Annotated in this window: 17 protein-coding genes and 1 rRNA gene; 10 read left to right on the top strand and 8 right to left on the bottom strand. The window is 62.5% G+C overall.

Annotation, left to right across the window (positions count from 1 at the left end; genetic code table 11):
* Window positions 1–109 (bottom strand): 16S ribosomal RNA (locus tag CSQ91_RS25440); the annotation flags it as partial.
* Between the two features lie 379 nt (window positions 110–488).
* A complete protein-coding gene (locus tag CSQ91_RS25435) occupies window positions 489–1,265 on the bottom strand; it encodes an enoyl-CoA hydratase (protein ID WP_099389967.1) in 777 nt (258 codons plus the stop codon).
* Between the two features lie 98 nt (window positions 1,266–1,363).
* On the opposite strand from CSQ91_RS25435, the gene CSQ91_RS25430 reads away from it, so the two are divergent.
* Entirely contained in the window at window positions 1,364–2,647 is a 1,284-nt protein-coding gene (locus tag CSQ91_RS25430; RefSeq protein WP_070282852.1) for an MFS transporter, read from the top strand.
* A gap of 137 nt (window positions 2,648–2,784) precedes the next feature.
* Window positions 2,785–3,222, top strand: coding sequence for a universal stress protein (locus tag CSQ91_RS25425; protein WP_070254126.1), 438 nt, complete (start codon window positions 2,785–2,787; stop codon window positions 3,220–3,222).
* 41 nt (window positions 3,223–3,263) lie between these two features.
* Here the strand turns inward: CSQ91_RS25425 and mltA are convergent, their stop codons facing one another.
* Entirely contained in the window at window positions 3,264–4,448 is a 1,185-nt protein-coding gene (gene mltA / locus CSQ91_RS25420; RefSeq protein WP_373630559.1) for a murein transglycosylase A, read from the bottom strand.
* A gap of 94 nt (window positions 4,449–4,542) precedes the next feature.
* Here mltA and CSQ91_RS29040 point away from each other — a divergent pair, with 94 nt between their 5' ends.
* On the top strand, window positions 4,543–4,689 hold the full coding sequence (locus CSQ91_RS29040) for a hypothetical protein (RefSeq protein WP_167468630.1): 147 nt from the start codon (window positions 4,543–4,545) through the stop codon (window positions 4,687–4,689).
* Window positions 4,690–4,712: 23 nt separating this feature from the next.
* On the opposite strand, the gene apaG is transcribed toward CSQ91_RS29040, so the two are convergent.
* The gene (gene apaG, locus CSQ91_RS25415) at window positions 4,713–5,087 is read right to left on the bottom strand and encodes a Co2+/Mg2+ efflux protein ApaG (RefSeq protein ID WP_034785627.1); all 375 of its coding nucleotides are present in this window, start codon (window positions 5,085–5,087) and stop codon (window positions 4,713–4,715) included.
* A gap of 165 nt (window positions 5,088–5,252) precedes the next feature.
* Here apaG and rpe point away from each other — a divergent pair, with 165 nt between their 5' ends.
* From rpe to CSQ91_RS25380, 7 genes are all read left to right on the top strand, one after another.
* Window positions 5,253–5,927 (top strand): ribulose-phosphate 3-epimerase, encoded by a 675-nt coding sequence (gene rpe, locus CSQ91_RS25410; RefSeq protein WP_086145604.1) that lies wholly within the window; start codon window positions 5,253–5,255, stop codon window positions 5,925–5,927.
* The gene (locus tag CSQ91_RS25405) at window positions 5,927–6,631 is read left to right on the top strand and encodes a phosphoglycolate phosphatase (RefSeq protein ID WP_070254124.1); all 705 of its coding nucleotides are present in this window, start codon (window positions 5,927–5,929) and stop codon (window positions 6,629–6,631) included. Before rpe ends, CSQ91_RS25405 begins: the two co-directional genes overlap by 1 nt.
* 269 nt (window positions 6,632–6,900) lie before the next feature.
* Window positions 6,901–8,397 (top strand): anthranilate synthase component I, encoded by a 1,497-nt coding sequence (trpE, locus tag CSQ91_RS25400; protein WP_099389966.1) that lies wholly within the window; start codon window positions 6,901–6,903, stop codon window positions 8,395–8,397.
* A 1-nt stretch (window position 8,398) separates the two neighbouring features.
* Window positions 8,399–8,962, top strand: a complete 564-nt coding sequence (locus CSQ91_RS25395) for an aminodeoxychorismate/anthranilate synthase component II (protein ID WP_034785635.1) — start codon at window positions 8,399–8,401, stop codon at window positions 8,960–8,962.
* 65 nt (window positions 8,963–9,027) lie between these two features.
* Window positions 9,028–10,071, top strand: coding sequence for an anthranilate phosphoribosyltransferase (trpD, locus tag CSQ91_RS25390; RefSeq protein ID WP_099389965.1), 1,044 nt, complete (start codon window positions 9,028–9,030; stop codon window positions 10,069–10,071).
* A gap of 35 nt (window positions 10,072–10,106) precedes the next feature.
* A complete protein-coding gene (gene trpC, locus CSQ91_RS25385; RefSeq protein WP_099389964.1) occupies window positions 10,107–10,907 on the top strand; it encodes an indole-3-glycerol phosphate synthase TrpC in 801 nt (266 codons plus the stop codon).
* A gap of 20 nt (window positions 10,908–10,927) precedes the next feature.
* Window positions 10,928–11,392: a hypothetical protein gene (locus CSQ91_RS25380; RefSeq protein WP_099389963.1), complete on the top strand. Its 465-nt coding sequence runs from the start codon at window positions 10,928–10,930 to the stop codon at window positions 11,390–11,392.
* Here the strand turns inward: CSQ91_RS25380 and CSQ91_RS25375 are convergent.
* The 4 genes from CSQ91_RS25375 to CSQ91_RS25360 form a co-directional block, all read right to left on the bottom strand.
* Window positions 11,343–12,545 (bottom strand): GGDEF domain-containing protein, encoded by a 1,203-nt coding sequence (locus CSQ91_RS25375; protein ID WP_257217477.1) that lies wholly within the window; start codon window positions 12,543–12,545, stop codon window positions 11,343–11,345. The genes CSQ91_RS25380 and CSQ91_RS25375 overlap by 50 nt on opposite strands.
* A 187-nt stretch (window positions 12,546–12,732) precedes the next feature.
* Window positions 12,733–14,547 carry a M61 family metallopeptidase gene (locus tag CSQ91_RS25370; RefSeq protein WP_099389982.1) on the bottom strand — a complete coding sequence of 605 codons (1,815 nt, stop codon included), beginning with the start codon at window positions 14,545–14,547 and terminating at the stop codon, window positions 12,733–12,735.
* Window positions 14,548–14,664: 117 nt separating this feature from the next.
* Window positions 14,665–15,273: a nucleotidyltransferase family protein gene (locus CSQ91_RS25365; protein ID WP_099389961.1), complete on the bottom strand. Its 609-nt coding sequence runs from the start codon at window positions 15,271–15,273 to the stop codon at window positions 14,665–14,667.
* 13 nt (window positions 15,274–15,286) lie between these two features.
* Window positions 15,287–17,551, bottom strand: coding sequence for a xanthine dehydrogenase family protein molybdopterin-binding subunit (locus tag CSQ91_RS25360; RefSeq protein WP_099389960.1), 2,265 nt, complete (start codon window positions 17,549–17,551; stop codon window positions 15,287–15,289).
* Window position 17,552: the final 1 nt, after the last annotated feature.

Genomic DNA, 17,552 nt, shown 5'->3' with positions numbered 1-17,552 from the left:
CACCCGTTCGCCACTCGCCACCAGAGCAAGCTCCGTGCTGCCGTTCGACTTGCATGTGTAAGGCATGCCGCCAGCGTTCAATCTGAGCCAGGATCAAACTCTTCAGTTTAATCTCTGTTACTTTGCCATTTTATTGGCACCGTCTTGCGACGGGTCGCTCACTCAAAAAACTGACAGGCCACTACTTTCGTAGCGCCTATTTCATTATTTCTTGTGAACATTTGATATATTTTAAGTTTGACGCCAATCCGAAGATTGACGCTGCACTTACATCAAATGCCCACACTTATCGACTGTTAATTGTTAAAGAACTGTATTCGGCTACTGCTTTCGCGCTATCGACAAAGCGTTGTGTTTGTCAGCTGCGAAGAAGGAAGAGTATGAAGCGTTTGCAGCATTTCGTCAACCTTCTTTTTTACTACACAGCCCCGGAAGGCCGTCCCTTTTGTGCCGCAAACCAGTGCGTCTCATCGGGGAGGCGAATCATATCAAAGACCGTCGAAGTTTGGCAAGCGCTTTTCCAGGAAAGCGTGCATGCCTTCTTTTTGCGCAGGCGTACCGAAGGCGGCCTGGAACAAACGACGCTCGTAGGCGACGCCATCCGTCAAGGTAGTTTCAAAGGCGCGGTTGACGCAATCCTTGATCATCATGGCAACCGAGGTCGGCATGGCGGCAATGGTCTTGGCGGCAGCCAGGGTTTCTTCCAGCAATTTATCGGCCGGCACCACGCGCGATACGAGGCCGATGCGTTCCGCCTCGGCAGCGTCAATGGTGCGCGCCGTCAGAAACAGGTCCATGGCCTTGGCCTTGCCGATGGCGCGCGGCAGACGCTGGGTGCCGCCCGCGCCCGGCGTGACGCCGACCTTGATTTCCGGCTGGCCGAATTTGGCGCTGTCGGCAGCGATCAGGAAGTCGCACATCATGGCCAGTTCGCAGCCGCCACCGAGCGCATAACCAGCCACCGCGCCCACCACAGGTTTGCGCACGCGCAAGATATGTTCCCAGTTGCGGCTGATGTAGCCCTGGGTAAAAGTGTCCGGATAGGTGTAATCGGCCATGGCGGCGATGTCGGCGCCGGCGGCAAACGCTTTTTCGCTACCCGTGAGCACGATGCAGCCGATATTCTCGTCGGCGTCGAACTTCAGCAAGGCGTCGCCCAGCTCATTCATCATGTTGTCGTTCAAGGCATTCAATGCCTTCGGGCGATTCAGGCGGATGACCGCCACTTTGTCCTGGATATCGATGATCAAGTCTTCGTATTGCATATAGTCTCCTCTGGATGAACACGGTGCAACGATTGTAGCGGCTAACGGCAGCGGCGCGGCAGGCGCGCTGCTATTATTGTGAGCCTGATCATTTTCATATCGAGCAAGATATTTTCTCCGCCCTCTTCCAGTACTGCGCCCATTACCTGCGCGGCGACGGCAGCGCCGCCAGCGTCAATTTCCGCCGCCTGTGGTTCAGCAACGGCCTCAATTGCTTCGGCGCCCAGATCACCTCGCTGGCCCTGCCCTTGTGCGCGGTACTGTTATTGCATGCGACGCCGGAACAGATGGGCGTGCTGGTTGCCCTGCAGGCGCTGCCGTTCGCCCTCTTCGGCTTGCCCGTCGGCGTGCTGCTGGACCGGCGCAGCAAGCACCCGATCATGCTGTTCAGCGAAAGCATGTCCGGCCTGGCCCTGGCCAGCGTGGCCGTGGCTTACTGGTGCGGCGTGCTGTCCATGCCGTGGTTATATATAGTGGGGTTCATCATCGGCACGGGCTTCGTCGTCGGTGGCGGTGCCGAACAGGTGTTTCTGACTTTCCTGGTGGGCCGCGACGGCTTGATCGATGCGCAATCGAAATTTGCCGCCACCGAATCGGCTTCGCGCCTGATCGGCCCCGGCCTGGCCGGCGTGCTGGTGCAAGTCTTGTCAGCGCCCGTCGCCATCCTGTGCACGGCTTGCGGCTATCTGATTTCCGTCTTCAATTTGCGTGCCATGAGCGTGCGCGACCCGCGCCCCGCCCCATCCGACAAGCACGCCTTGCGCGACATCGCCGACGGCTTGCTGTTCGTCTGGCGCGAACCGCTGCTGCGCGCGCTGGCCTGGGGCGCCGGCATCTGGCACTTCCTGTTCTACGCCAGCATGGCCTTGACGGTGCTGTTCGCCACGCGCGACCTGGGCATGAGTCCTGGCGTGCTGGGCATGACGCAGATGCTGGGCGGCGCCGGCGTGCTGCTCAGCGCCTTCATCGTCAAGCCATTGACGAAGCGCTACGGCGCCGGCCGCACCATCCTGATCGGCCTGGCATCGACCTCGCTCTGCTTTGCCCTGACGCCAACGATTCCCGCCGCGCTGTTCGGCAGCGCGGCCGCCAGCGCCGTGGCGTATGCCATATTGATGTTCTTTTTCGATTGCGGCGTGATGCTGTTCTTTATTCCCTATCTGGGCCTGCGCCAGAAGGTCACGCCCGACCCCATGCTGGGCCGCATGACGTCGACCATGCGCTTCCTGACGGTGGCGACGGCGCCGCTGGGCGCGCTGGCCGCCGGCTGGATCGCGGAACACTTTGGCGTGCGCAATGGCCTTGCCTGCATCGCGGCCGGCAGCATCCTGTTGACAGCAGCCATGGTGTGGGGCACGCCGCTGCGTAGCGTGCGCACCTGACGCCATGAATGGGCATACACTGCTAAAAGATTGCCTTGGCGACACTATTCACGCCAAAGCCTGTGAGGTTTGATTTACATCAAGGTTTTAATTGATATAAATCCATAAGCTGTCTTACATCACTTGAGGAGCACGCTATGTTTAACACCATCTTATTTCCCACCGACGGCTCGCCGTTGTCCGACAAGGCCGCCGAGACCGCCCTCGCCTTCGCCCAATTGAACAAAGCCAAGCTGGTCGCCATCAGCGTGGTGCAGCCCTTTCCGTTTTCGCCGATGGCCGACGGCGGCATCGTGCTCGACGCCAGCCTGTATGAACAGCAGATGCAGGAAGCGTCGCAACGCGCCATCGACAAGATCGGCGCAGCGGCCCGCACCGCCGGTGTACCCTTCGAAGGCGTGGTGGCCGTGTCACCGAGCCCGCACGATGAAATCGTCAATGCGGCGCAGACCTATCATTGCGACATCATCCTGATGGCCTCGCATGGCCGCAAGGGCTTGAACAAGCTGTTCGTGGGCAGCGAAACGCAAAAAGTGCTGGCCCACACGCACTTGCCAGTGATGGTTCTGCGCTAAGCTGACGCCAGACCATCACCCCCCGGCGCCGCGCACCTCCTCTAGCGCGCCGGCGCCTGTTTCGGCAACAACACCCACACGGCGCCGCTCTGCTTCATGCGGCCCGCATTCTCGGCCGCTTCCGCGCCAAAGCCAAAGAAATAATCGACACGGATCGGCCCGCGAATGGCGCCGCCCGTATCCTGCGCCATCACCAGGCGCTGCATGGGAATCTCGCTATTGGCTTGCGTGGTGGACAAAAACACGGGCGCGCCCAGCGGCAGGAAGCGCGAATCGATGGCTACCGAGCGCTGCGGCGTCAGCGGCACGCCCAGCGCGCCCTTCGGCCCCACTTTCGGGTCGGGCAGACGCTCCTCCTTGAAGAACACATAGCTGGGATTAGCGTTGAACAATTCATCCTTGCGCGTGGGATGGCCGGCGATCCACGCCTTGATGCCTTGCGCGGATGCCTGGCTCAAGGTCAGCTCGCCCTTGTCGACCAGGTAGCGGCCGATCGATTTGTACGGATGGCCGTTTTGATCCGCGTACGCCACGCGCACGGTTTCCTGCGTATCGGTCAACTGCACGCGCCCGGAACCCTGCACTTGCAGGAAGAACGCCTCAACTTCATCATCCACCCACAGCAATTCCTTGCCCGTGACGGAGGTGGCGCGCTCGATGTCGGCGCGGGTTGCGTACGGTATCACCTTCTTGCCGACCAGCTTGCCACGCAAGCGCATGTTTTTCAATTCCGGATACACGCCGGACAAGTCCACCGAGACCAGGTCGTCAGGCACCTTGTACAGCGGTGTCTGATATGGACCGCCGCGCTTGCGCGCGCCGTGCAGCAATGGCTCGTAATAACCGGTCACCAGTCCAGTATTGGCGCCATCGGCGGTGACGACTTGATTGGGCACAAAGAAGGTCTCGAAAAACAGGCGGATGGCCTTGTCGCTGTCGGCATTCACCTGGCGCGCAATCGTGCACGATTCTTTCCAGTCAGGACGCTTGACCAGCACGCCGCACGAAGCCATGAAGGCGGGCCAGGCGGCGCGCATGTCGTCGCGGGCCCAACCTGGCAAGGCGGCAAACTTGGCGGGCACGAAGGTGGGCGCCGCCACATCCGTGGCATCCTTGGCATCGGCAGGCTTGGCCGGCACCGGCCTGACGACGGTCGGCGCAATGGCGGGCGCCTTGCCGCTGGAAGCAGCGGGCGGCGCGACGGGCGGCGTGGTGCAGGCGGACAAGACAAGCGCGACGGCGCCGATTGAAACGGGTAGACTACCGCGTGTAAACAGACGGCTGGTAAATGGGCTGCGGGTAAATAACATAGGGATGCGTATGTGGATCTTGATGATAGAGGCGCTGGTGGCGTTCTTCTTGCTGGCATTTATAGTCTGGTGGACCATGTATTCGGGCAAAAAGCCCGCACCGCCGGCGCGCAAGCAGCTCAGTGAAGAACAGGACGCCACCGAAAAACTGAAATAGGGGCGCACGCCCCCGGCGTTTCCTTAATGCAGGGTGCGCGGCACCGACAGCACGAACTCGGGGATCGGCGCTTCGAACTGATGGCCGTCTTCGGCCACGCAAAAGTATTCGCCGTGCATCGAGCCTTGCGGCGTGCCCAGCATGGTGCCGCTCGTGTATTCGAACTGCTCGCCCGGCTGCAGCAGCGGCTGGTGACCGACGGCGCCCAGACCGCGCACCTCTTCCACCTTGTTGTTCGCATCCGTGATGACCCAGTGGCGCGAAATCAGTTGCGCGCCAGCCGTGCCCGTGTTGACGACGCGGATCGTGTAGCTGAACACGTGCCGCCCCTGGTCCGGTGCCGATTGATCGGGCAGGTATTGCGTCTTGACCGTTACCGTAAATTCATAAGTCGCCATCGTCATTCCTATTCAGACATTGCCAGTCATATTGAGTGTCGCGCGCGCCGCATTGGCCATCGCGCGATGCGTATTCTGTATTTCACCGTACTTCAATGAGGCACGGTAGCGGCGTCAGGCGTAAAATAGCGCAAATCGCATTTTCTATCCTTTGGCTACTTCACCATGACAACATTCCGTATCGCTCCCAGCATCCTGTCCGCCGACTTTGCCCGCCTGGGCGAGGAAGTGCGCAACGTCGTTACCGCCGGCGCCGACATCATCCACTTCGACGTGATGGATAACCATTACGTGCCGAACCTGACCATCGGCCCGCTGGTGTGCGAAGCGATCCGCCCGCACGTGCAAGTACCCATCGATGTGCATCTGATGGTCAAGCCTGTCGATCGCATTATCCCGGATTTCGCCAAGGCTGGCGCGAACATCATCACCTTTCACCCGGAAGCGTCGGATCACGTCGACCGTTCGCTGCAGCTGATCCGCGACAATGGCTGCAAATCGGGCCTGGTATTCAACCCGGGCACGCCGCTGCACTACCTGGAACACGTGATGGACAAGATCGACATCATCCTCATCATGTCCGTCAACCCGGGCTTCGGCGGCCAGTCCTTCATTCCGCAAGCGCTGAAGAAGATCGCCGAAGCGCGCCGCATGATCGACGAGTCGGGCCGTGACATCATGCTGGAAGTCGATGGCGGCATCAAGATCGACAACATCGCCGCTGCCGCTGCCGCCGGTGCCGACACCTTCGTCGCCGGCTCGGCCATCTTCGGCAAGCCGGACTACAAGGCCGTCATCGACGCCATGCGCGCCGAGCTGGCCAAAGTAGCGGGCGCCTGATGCAAGCGGGCACGGTGAAAGACCACGTACTGGCCGGCGTGCGCGCCGCCATCATCGACCTCGATGGCACGATGCTCGACACCGTGCCCGATTTTCATGTTGCCATCAACGGCATGCGCGCCGAACTGGACCTGGCGCCCATCAGCGCCGACGCCATCGAACTGATGGTGGGCAAAGGCTCGGAAAACCTGATCCGCACCGTGCTGGCGCTCGACTTCGATGCGGCCGGCGTGGAACAGCGTTTCGAGCAGGCGATGGACGGTTACCAGCGCCACTACCTGGCCATCAACGGCCAGTTCAGCACCCTGTACCCGGACGTGGAAGAGGGACTGGCGGCGATGAAGGCGGCGGGCTTGCGCCTGGCCTGCGTCACCAACAAGCCCATCGCCTTCGCTCTGCCCCTGCTGAAACTGAAAAACCTGGACCAGTATTTCGAGATCGTCTACGGCGGCGATTCGCTGCCGCAGAAAAAACCGCACCCCATGCCGCTGCTGCAAGTGTGCGCGGACTTCGACTTGCCGCCCTCCAAAGTGGTGGCCATCGGCGACTCCTCGAATGACGCACAAGCGGCCAGGGCTGCGGCTTGCCCCGTACTGACGGTACCGTATGGCTACAATCACGGACACTCTATACACGATACCGATTCCGATGGTATAGTAAAGACACTGCTCGAAGCAGCCCGTTTTATTAGCATGCAAAATTAACCAGCATACTGACCAAACCCAACACCATATCGTGAACACGTTTCTCATCAAAAAACACAATGTCACCCAAACCGGCTCGATTGAGGCCTGGCTTTGGCGACGCTGGCAATCCTGGCAGGCCTAAGGGCCGAGCCGTTACGATTGCTGCCGGCTGCACACGCGTCCTTTGCGCATTTTGCGCATATTGCATGTCCCGGCAAGTTTTTTGATAACCCACCGCAGGGTTTGTGCACTATGCACACTCATACCCTGACGGCATGGAGAGAAACATGACCGAACTCGAATTCAAATCGCTGGCCCAGCAAGGCTACAACCGCATCCCCCTGATCGCGGAAGCGTTCGCCGACCTGGAAACCCCGCTCACCCTGTACCTGAAACTGGCACAGTCCCAACAAGGCGGCAAGAACACCTTCCTGCTCGAATCCGTCGTCGGCGGCGAACGCTTCGGCCGCTACTCCTTCATCGGCTTGCCCGCCACGACCGTGTTGCGCAGCTACGGCAAGCGCACCGAAATCGTCAAGAACGGCACAGTGATCGAAGAACACGAAGGCAATCCGCTCGACTTCATCGAACAGTTCCAGTCGCGCTTCAAGGTAGCCCTGCGCCCCGGCATGCCGCGCTTCTGCGGCGGCCTGGCCGGCTACTTCGGCTACGACACCGTGCGCCACATCGAGAAAAAACTGGCCGGCGGCGCGCCGAAAGATGACTTGAAGCTGCCCGACATCCAGCTGATGGTGACGGAAGAACTGGCCGTCATCGATAACCTGTCCGGCAAGCTCTACCTGATCGTCTACGCCGACACCTCGCAGCCCGAATCGTTTTCGAAAGCGCAGCAGCGCCTGAAGGACTTGCGCATGATGCTGCGCCGCGGTGTCGATGCCCCCGTCACCAGCGCTTCCGTGCGCACGGAAACCATCCGCGATTTTTCCAAGGAAGACTACCTGAAGGCCGTCGCCAAGGCGCATGAATACGTGATGGCGGGCGACCTGATGCAGGTACAGATCGGCCAGCGCATCCGCAAGCCGTATGTCGATTCGCCGCTGACACTGTACCGCGCCTTGCGTTCGCTCAATCCGTCGCCGTATATGTACTTCTATAATTTCGGCGACATGCAGATCATCGGCGCCTCGCCCGAAATCCTGGTGCGCAACGAGAAGACGGCGGACGGCGGCAAGAAAGTCACCTTGCGTCCGATTGCCGGCACCCGTCCACGCGGCGCCACGCCAGAGCGCGACGCCGAACTGTCGGCCGAGCTGCTGGCCGATCCGAAGGAGATCGCCGAGCACGTGATGCTGATCGACCTGGCGCGCAACGACATCGGCCGCATCGCCGAGACGGGCAGCGTGCACGTCACGGACCGCATGGTCATCGAAAAATACTCGCATGTGCAACACATCGTCTCGAACGTGGAAGGCAAGCTGAAAGATGGCCTGTCGAACCTGGACGTGCTGCGCGCAACCTTCCCCGCCGGCACCCTGACGGGCGCGCCGAAAGTGCGCGCCATGGAAGTGATCGACGAACTGGAAATCACCAAGCGCGGCATTTACGGCGGCGCCTGCGGCTACCTGTCGTTTGGCGGCGAAATGGACGTGGCGATCGCCATCCGCACGGGCGTGGTCAAGGACGGCATGCTGTATGTGCAGGCCGCGGCTGGCATCGTGGCCGACTCCATCCCCGAAATGGAATGGCAGGAAACCGAGAACAAGGCGCGCGCCGTACTGCGCGCCGCCGAACAAGTGCAAGATGGCCTGGATGGAGGGTTTTAAGATGCTGCTGATGATCGACAACTACGACTCCTTCACCTACAACATCGTGCAGTATTTCGGCGAGTTGGGCGAAGACGTGCGGGTCTACCGCAACGATGAAATCACGATCGCACAGATCGAGGCGCTGAACCCGGACCGCATCTGCATCTCGCCCGGCCCGAAAGCGCCGGCACAGGCGGGCATTTCGGTGGAAGTGCTCAAGCACTTCGCCGGCAAGAAGCCGATACTGGGCGTGTGCCTGGGCCACCAGGCCATCGGCGAAGCATTTGGCGGCAAGGTCATCCGCGCCAAGCAAGTCATGCATGGCAAGACTTCCCTCATCGCGCATACGGGCGTGGGCGTTTTCAACGGCTTGCCCAGCCCCTTCACAGTGATCCGCTACCACTCTTTGGCGATCGAACGCGCCTCGCTGCCTTCCTGCCTGGAAGTGACGGCGTGGACGGACGACGGCGAAATCATGGGCGTGCGCCACCGGGAATACGATATCGAGGGCGTGCAGTTCCACCCCGAATCGATCCTCTCGGAGCACGGCCACGCCCTGCTGAAGAACTTTCTCGAGCGCTGATTTTCCGCGCACGCCACGGCGTGCCATCAGTGTCGTCCTGCGCCATCATTGAAGAAGGAAGCATCATGCCGATCACCCCACAAGAAGCCCTGCTGCGCTGCATCGAACACCGCGAAATCTTTCACGACGAAATGCTGTACCTGTTCCGCCAGATCATGTCCGGCGAAATGTCGCCCACCATGATCGCAGCCCTGACCATGGGTTTACGCGTGAAAAAGGAAACCATCGGCGAAATCGCCGCCGCCGCGCAAGTGATGCGCGAGTTTTCCACCAAGGTACCCATGGCCGACACCACCAACCTGCTCGACATCGTCGGCACGGGCGGCGACGGCGCGCACACTTTCAATATTTCCACCGCCTCTATGTTCGTGGCGGCGGCGGCCGGCGCGCGCGTCGCCAAGCATGGCGGGCGCAGCGTTTCGTCCTCGTCCGGCAGCGCCGACGTGCTGGACTCCCTGGGCGTCAACATCAACCTGCAGCCCGAGCAGATCGCCCAGTCGATCGCGCAGACGGGCATCGGCTTCATGTACGCGCCGAACCACCATGCGGCCATGAAGCATGCGGCGCCCGTGCGCAAGGAGCTGGGCGTGCGCACGATTTTCAATATCCTCGGTCCGCTGACGAATCCGGCCGGCGCGCCGAACATTCTGATGGGCGTGTTCCATGCCGACCTGGTCGGCATCCAGGTGCGCGTGCTGCAGCGCCTGGGCGCACAGCACGCCATCGTCGTGTATGGCCGCGACAATATGGATGAAGTCTCGCTCGGTGCCTCTACCCTCGTCGGCGAACTGGTCAACGGCGAAATCCGCGAATATGAAATCCATCCCGAAGACTTCGGCATGTCGATGATCGCCAGCCGCAACCTGAAAGTGGCCGATGCCGCCGAATCGAAGGCCAAGATGATGGAAGCGCTGCGCGGCGAGCCCGGTGCCGCTGCCGACATCGTCGCCCTGAACGCGGGCACGGCGCTGTACGCGGCCGGCGTGGCCAGCTCGATCGAAGACGGCCTGGCGCGCGCGCGCGCCGCCGTCAGCTCGGGCGCGGCGCTGGCAAAACTCGATCAATTCGTGCAGGTCACGCAGCAGCTGGGCACCCCGGCGCAAGCGTAAGCCACACCGCCCTCCTTTATAGAATAGCGACCATCATGTCCGACATACTCGATAAAATCCTGGCCGTGAAGGCCGATGAAGTGGCCAAGGCCAAAGCCCGCCGCAGCCTGGCCAGCCTGCGCGGCGACGTGGAAAGCGACAGCGCACTGCGCGCCGGCCTGCGCGGCTTTGAAGCGAGCCTGCGCCAGCACATCGCCGCCGGCAAGCCCGGCATCATCGCCGAAGTGAAAAAAGCGTCGCCGTCGAAAGGCGTGATCCGCGCCGACTTCCGTCCGTCTGATATCGCCGCCAGCTATGCGGCGCATGGCGCGGCTTGCCTGTCCGTGCTGACGGACGAACAGTTCTTCCAGGGATCCGAGGAGTATCTGCAGCAGGCGCGCGCCGCCTGCGCCATCCCCGTTCTGCGCAAGGATTTCATGGTCGACATGTACCAGATCTATGAAGCGCGGGCCATGGGCGCCGACTGCATCCTCCTGATCGTCGCGGCGCTCGACCATGGCCTGATGGCGGAGATGGAAGCGTGCGCCCACGAACTGGGCATGGGCGTGCTGATCGAAAGCCACGACGGCGAAGAGCTGACGGCGGCCTTGAAACTCAAGAGCGCGCTGATCGGCATCAACAACCGCAACCTGCGCACCTTCGAAACGTCGCTCGACACGACCATCAATCTCTTGCCGCGCATCCCGCAAGACAGATTGATCATCACGGAATCGGGCATCCACAGCACGGCTGACGTGCAACGCATGCGCGACGCGCACATCCACAGCTTCCTCGTGGGCGAAGCGTTCATGCGCGCGCCAGACCCCGGCGTGGAGCTGGAACGCCTGTTCAGCTAAACCATGGTAGGCTGGCAGGCATGAGACACGCGATAATCGTCCTTGCCGCCGCCAGCCTGCTGTCGGCTTGCCAGACTGCGGCCCCGCCAGCGGCGCTCACGCCCACACCTACGCCCGCTCGCACGCCCGCCGCGATACAGCTCGCCGCCAGCATCGACGCCTACAAATCACTGGTGGCGCAGCAGATCATGGAGGCCAACGCTGCATACACGTTCAGCGGACGCCTGCCGCCCATGCTGCCGGCCATCGTCGTGCTCGACCTGAGCGTGGGGCCCGACGGCGAGCTGAAAAGCGTGCATGTCCACCGTTCGCGCGACAGCGAAGCATCGGCCGCGGCCCTGGCCGCCGTGCGGCGCGTGCAGGCGCTCTTTCCGCCAGCGGCACACCTGATGCGCCGCCATGCCCAGACCTTCGATTTTTCCGAAACCTTTCTGTTCAACGACCAGTACCGATTCCAGCTGCGGACATTGTCCGGTCCACAGTAAGCGCAGCGGTATCGAGTTCGATGCGGTCGCGTCCCCGCTCCTTGGCCAGGTACAGGGCCGCATCGGCGCGCGACAGCAACTGTTCCAGCCCTTCCGCCACCGATGCCTGGCAAGCGACGCCGATGCTGACCGTACACGAAGGCAGTCCCGCATGACTGGACTCACGCAGCAAGGTGCGGATGCGTTCGGCCACGCCCAGCGCACTTTGCGCCGGCATGTCCGGCATCAGCACGACGAATTCCTCGCCGCCGTAACGCGCCACGCAATCCGATTCGCGCAAGGCCCCGCCGATGACAGTGGCCACATGCGCCAGCACCTGGTCGCCCACCGCGTGACCGTAGCGGTCATTGATCGATTTGAAGTAATCGAGGTCGATGCTGAGCAGTGTCAGCGGCAAACGGCGGCGCCGCAGATTGCCCATTTCGCGCGCATAGGCATCGCCAAAGCCGCGCCGGTTCAGCACCTGCGTCAGCGGATCGTGGGTCGAGCGGCGCTCCAGTATCTGCTGCAGGCGACGCGTCGCCACCGTCATGAAGCCCACCGTCAGCAGCAGCGCCATGAAATTGGCGACCGCCAGATAGATGCCGGCCGGCGTGCCGGCCACCGTCAGGTTCACGCTGGCGCCACCATGCAGCAAGGCAGACACGCCGCGCGCCAGCACCACGATCGCCTGCGTCAGCATCAGCGCGCCAAAGAAAAAACTCGAGAAATGGCGCTCGCCATGGCGCCACACCAACTGCGCCTGGCGGGCGTAAAACAGGAAGACCAGCAGGGAGAAGACCGCCACGCGCGCCGAGAAATCAGGGTGCACCAGCAGCCACCAGCTATTGCCGGCGATGGCCAGGGCAAGTATCAGCAGATAGACGCGGCGGCTGGGTGCCAGGCCAAAGAATGTCTCCGTGCCCAGCATCGACAGGCCGATGCCGGCCACCAGCGCCGCATTGGCCGCGATCACGGACAATGCCGGCGGCAGCACTTCGCGGGTGCCGAACAGCAGGGACGCGCACACCAGCAACAGCAAACCGGCCGCCCAATGTCCCAGGCCATGCACCTCGCGCCGGAAACTGCGATACACCGAGAACATGACGATGCTCATCGCCCCGCACATCAGGGTCGTCATCAGCATGATGGTTCGCGGATCGAGGGTTTGCACGTTGGCGCGATCTAAAAGAAGCAGTTCGGCAATTTTAGTTTAGTTAAAGAAAAATTAGTTCATTTACGGTAAATATGATGGCAAGCCGCCAGTTCAGCGGATGAGTTGCATTTGAGAAATTGCTACTTGCAATAAAAAAACCGGCCAGTGACGGCCGGTTTTCTGTCCTACTGCATGACAAACTGCATCATGCCGCGCTAGGACGCTTCGGTCCCGCGGCTTTCTTTGGCGCCGGCAGCAGGGTCAAGCTGACACCTGGCACGCGGTCGCCCTGCAGCACTACCGCAAACGTCATCAGCTCGTCGCGGCGGAAGGCGTGCACCGCCACCTTCGCGCCCACCGCATAGCGGCCCAGCAAGGTGTCCAGGTTGGTGCCCGTCACGCGCAAGCCATCGATGGCCACCAGCACGTCGCCCGCCGACAGGCCGGCCACGTGGGCGGCGCCGCCCTGGTGTACCTGCGCCAGCTTGGCATCGTTGCCGTCGCGGCCCAGGTTGACGTCGAGGCTGGCCTTTTCCGCCTTGCGCGCATCGCTGTATTTCACGCCGAACGGCGCCAGCAGGCGCGCCAGCGGCAGGTCGTCCGTGCCGCGGATGTAGCGCTCGAAGAACGGCTTCATGCGCGTGCCGGCAATCTCATCGAACAGGGCTTCGACTTCCGCCGGCGTCACGCCGCGGCCTTTGCCTTCTCCCTTGCCCTTGTAGAAATCGCGGCCATAGCGCTGCCACAAGGCCTGCATCACGTCGTCCAGCGACTTTGCGCCGTTCGTCTTGCTGCGGATCGTCAGGTCGAAGGCCAGCGCGATCAGCGAACCCTTGGTGTAGTAGCTGACGATGGCATTCGGCGCGTTCTCATCCTGGCGGTAGTACTTGCCCCAGGCGTCGAAACTGGAATCGGCCACGCTTTGCTTCGTGCGGCCGCTGCCGCGCAAGACGCTGTTGACGGTTTTCCCGAGCAGCTTGAAATAGGCTGCCTCGTCGATCAGGCCCGCGCGCACCAGCATCAGGTCATCGTAATAGCTGGTGAAGCCTTCGAACAGCCACAGCAGCGGCGAATAGCTTTCCGCCTGCAGGTTGTACGGCGCAAAGGCGGCCGGCTTGATGCGCTTGACGTTCCAGGTGTGGAAGTACTCATGGCTGCACAGGCCCAGGAATTTCAGGTAGCCGTCGCCGATCTCCGTACTGGTCGAGGCCGTCGTCGGCAAGTCGGCGCGCGCGCAGATCAGCGCCGTCGAGGCGCGGTGTTCGAGGCCGCCGTAACCGTCGCCGACGGCCATGGTCATGAACACATAGCGGTCCATCGGCGCCTTCTTGGTCTTCGGCTCGAAGAAGGCGATCTGCGTTTCGCAGATGGCTTTCAGGTCGCGGCACAGACGGTCCAGGTCCAGATTCGGCACCTTGCCCGTGACGACGATATCGTGCGGCACGCCATGCGCGGTAAAGGTGGCCAGCACGAAGTCGCCCATCTCCACCGGGTGGTCGATCAGCTCATCGTAGTTGGCCGCCTGGTAGCTGCCGAAGCCATAGCGCTTCGCTTTTAGTTCCGGCAGGGTGGTGGCCACCTTCCAGGACTTGCAGGCCGCATCCTTCGGCTGCACGATGTGCACTTCATGCGGCTCGGCCTCCTGGCCCAGCACGCGCAGGAACACGCTGGTACCGTTGAAGAAGCCGTGATTCTGGTCCAGGTGGGCGGCGCGCACGGACAGGTCCCAGGCATACACGTCGTACTCCACCGTCAACGGGCCTTTGCACGGAGCGGCTTGCCACGAGTGCTTGTCCAATTTGGTCAGCACCACGGCCTTGCCCTCGGACTCGGCACGGATGCTGACGATGTTGCGCGAAAATTCGCGGATCATGTAGCTGCCCGGAATCCAGGCCGGCAAGGACAAGACCTGGCCGATGGCGGCCGGCGACTTGACTGTCAACGTCACCTTGAACATGTGGCCGGCCAGGTCGGCGGCGGCGATGCTGTAGATGATGCCAGCGGCTGGTGTGGTTTTCACTGCGGTTTTCGCTACGGCTTTGCTTGTGGCTTTGCCGCTTGCCTTGGCTCCCGCCTTGGCGGTGATTTTTTGAATCGGTGCTTTCTTCATGTTTTCCTCGTGTCTGGCATGGATGTTCTACAATCGCCCGGGTGCGCCAGGCACCGGCGACAAATCGTCAGGTGTATCAATATCGCGCAAGATGCCGCTGTCGTCCACTGTCACTTCGCATACGACATGGCTGTTGACGATGCTGCGCGCGCCCTGGTCGCCATCGAGCGCCAGCAGCAGCGGCAAGTGAAAAGCGCTGAAGGCGACAGGATTGCCGCGCCGGCCCTGGAACACGGGCACGGCGATGTGCGCGCCATCGCCGATGGCTTGCGACAAGGCAGCGATTGTAGCCGCTTCCACCCAGGGCATGTCGCCCAGGGCGATCAGCCAGCCCGGCGCGCCGCGCACGTAATCGATGGCGCAGGTGAGCGAGGCGGCCATGCCCGTGTCGGCGTCATGGCAGACGCGCACCTCGCAGCCCAGCGCACCGAGCACGCGCGCCACCTGCGTATCGTCGGCACGCACCACGGCCAGCACGCGCGGCAAGGCCGCCAGCATGGACTTTGCGGCAGCCGCCACCACCGGCAAGCCCGCATGCGGGCCTTCCGTCAAAGGCTGCAATAATTTGTTCTGCACGCCGGAAGGGTCGAACCTGCGCCCCCTTCCAGCTGCCAGCAAGATGCCGACCGTACTCAAAAAACCGCTGCCGTCATGCGGCCGCCAGGTCGAATGGCAGCTTGCGCAGGCGCTTGCCCGTCAGCGCGAACAGCGCATTGGCGAAGGCGGGCGCCAATGGCGGCACGCCCGGTTCGCCCATGCCCGTTGGCGCGTCGCCCGATGGCACCAGGTGCACCTCGATCACCGGCATGTCTTGCATGCGCGGTACCGGGTAGTCGCCGAAGTTCTGCTGCTCCACCACGCCATCCTTGAGCGTGATGGCCGCACCGGGGATGGTCATGCCCAGCGCCATCAGCGCGGCTCCCTGTACTTGCGCCTCGATCGTCAAGGGGTTGACGGCCAGGTTGCAATGCACGCCGGCCCATACCTGGTGCAGCTTGGGCGCGCCTTCCACCACGGAAGCCGTCACCACGTAGGCGACGACAGAATTGAACGATTCATGCATGGCCACGCCCCAGGCCTGCCCTTTCGGCAGCTTCTTCTTGCCATAGCCGGACTTGGCCACGGCCAGGTCCAGCGCGGCGATGTGGCGCGTGTGCCTGGCGTCGATCAGCTGCTTGCGGTAGGCGACGGGATCCATCTTCGCCACGTGCGCCGCCTCGTCGATCAGAGTTTCCATGACAAAGGCCGTATGCGTCGAACCGACGGAGCGCCACCACAGCACGGGCACGTTCGCCTTGGCCGTGTGCACGGACAGCTTCATCGGCAGGGTGTACGGCTCGCCCATCCCTTCGACCATGGTGCCGTCGACGCCATTTTTCACCATGAAGGCTTCGAACGGCGTGCCGGCCATGATGGACTGGCCCACGATGGTGTGGTCCCAGGCGAGGATTTTCCCTTTGGCGTCGAGACCGATCTGCGCGCGGTGCACATGCGACGGCCGGTAGTAGCCGCCCTTGATGTCATCCTCGCGGCTCCACATCAGCTTTAAGGGGCCGCTCTTGCCCGCCGCCCGGTATGCCTTGGCCACGTTGACGGCTTCGACCACATAATCGGACGAGGGCACGGCGCGCCGGCCAAAGCCGCCGCCAGCCATCATGGTGTGCAGCGTCACCTGCCCGGGTTTCAGGCCGGAAGTAGCCGCAATGGCCGCCTGGTCGCCGGTCTGGAATTGCGAACCCACCCACATCGTGCATTTGTCCGCTTGCAGGTCGACGACGCAGTTGAGCGGCTCCATCGGCGCGTGCGCCAGGTAGGGGAACTCGTACACGGCTTCGATCTTTTTCGGCGCCTTGGCCAGCTTGCCCATGTCGGCAGGCTTGCCGATGGTGCCCGGCGTTTTCGCCAGCGCCTTGAAGGCGGCCAGCTGCTTGTCGCTGCTGACCTTTTCCACGGCGCTCGTATCCCACTCGATCACCAGCGCGTCGCGTCCCTGCTTGGCGGGCCAGTAGCCGTCGGCGATGACGGCCACGCCGCTGCCGCCACGGTCGGTCTTCACTTCCAGCACCTCGAGCACGCCCTTGATGGCTTTCGCCTTGCTGGCGTCGAATTTCGCCACCTTGGCGCCGAACACGGGCGGGCGCGCCACCATGGCCACTTTCGCGCCGGGCGGCTTGAAATCGATGCCGAACTGCTGTTTTCCCGTGGACTTGGCGGCCGCGTCGAGGCGTTTCACGGGTTTGCCGATGATGACAAATTCGCGCGGGTCTTTCAGCTTGACGGTGGCGGGCACGGGTTGGCGCATGGCCGCGTCGGCAAACTCGCCATACGTCGCCTTTTGTCCGCCAGGGCCATACAGCACGCCCTTGGCGGCACGCACCTGGTCGGGACTGACTTTCCACTGCGCGGCAGCGGCGCCCACCAGCATGGCGCGCGCCTTGGCGCCGATTTCGCGGTACTGCGTAAACGAGTGGGCAATGCTGCCCGAACCGCCCGTCATCTGCATGCCATAGGCCGCATCCTTGTACTGCTCGCCGGCCGGCGCCAGGGCGCCGTGCACCAGGCGCCAATCGGCGTCGAGTTCCTCGGCGATCAGCATGGGCAAGCTCGTTTGCACGCCCTGGCCGAATTCCAGCCGGTTCACCTGCACCGTCACCGAATTATCGGGAGCGATGTGCAAGAAGGCGTTCGGCGCATACACGGGCTTGGCGGGCGCGGCATCGGCCGCCTGCGCCAGCTTGCCTGCGCCAGGCAGGAAAAAGCCCAGCATCAAGCCGCCGCCAGCCGCCGCGCCGGCCTTCATGAAACCGCGCCGCGACACGCCATCGGCAACGGCCACCGGCGCCGATGCCAGCGCCGCGCCCAGGGTCACCCCGCCATGCTGCAATGCTTCCTGATTCAACCATTCGATACGCATG

The organism is Janthinobacterium sp. BJB301, from assembly GCF_002735685.1.
Classification (GTDB): domain Bacteria; phylum Pseudomonadota; class Gammaproteobacteria; order Burkholderiales; family Burkholderiaceae_D; genus Janthinobacterium; species Janthinobacterium lividum.
The sequence above is the reverse complement of the archived record's forward strand: the minus strand, read 5'-3'. Positions and strand labels throughout refer to the sequence as shown.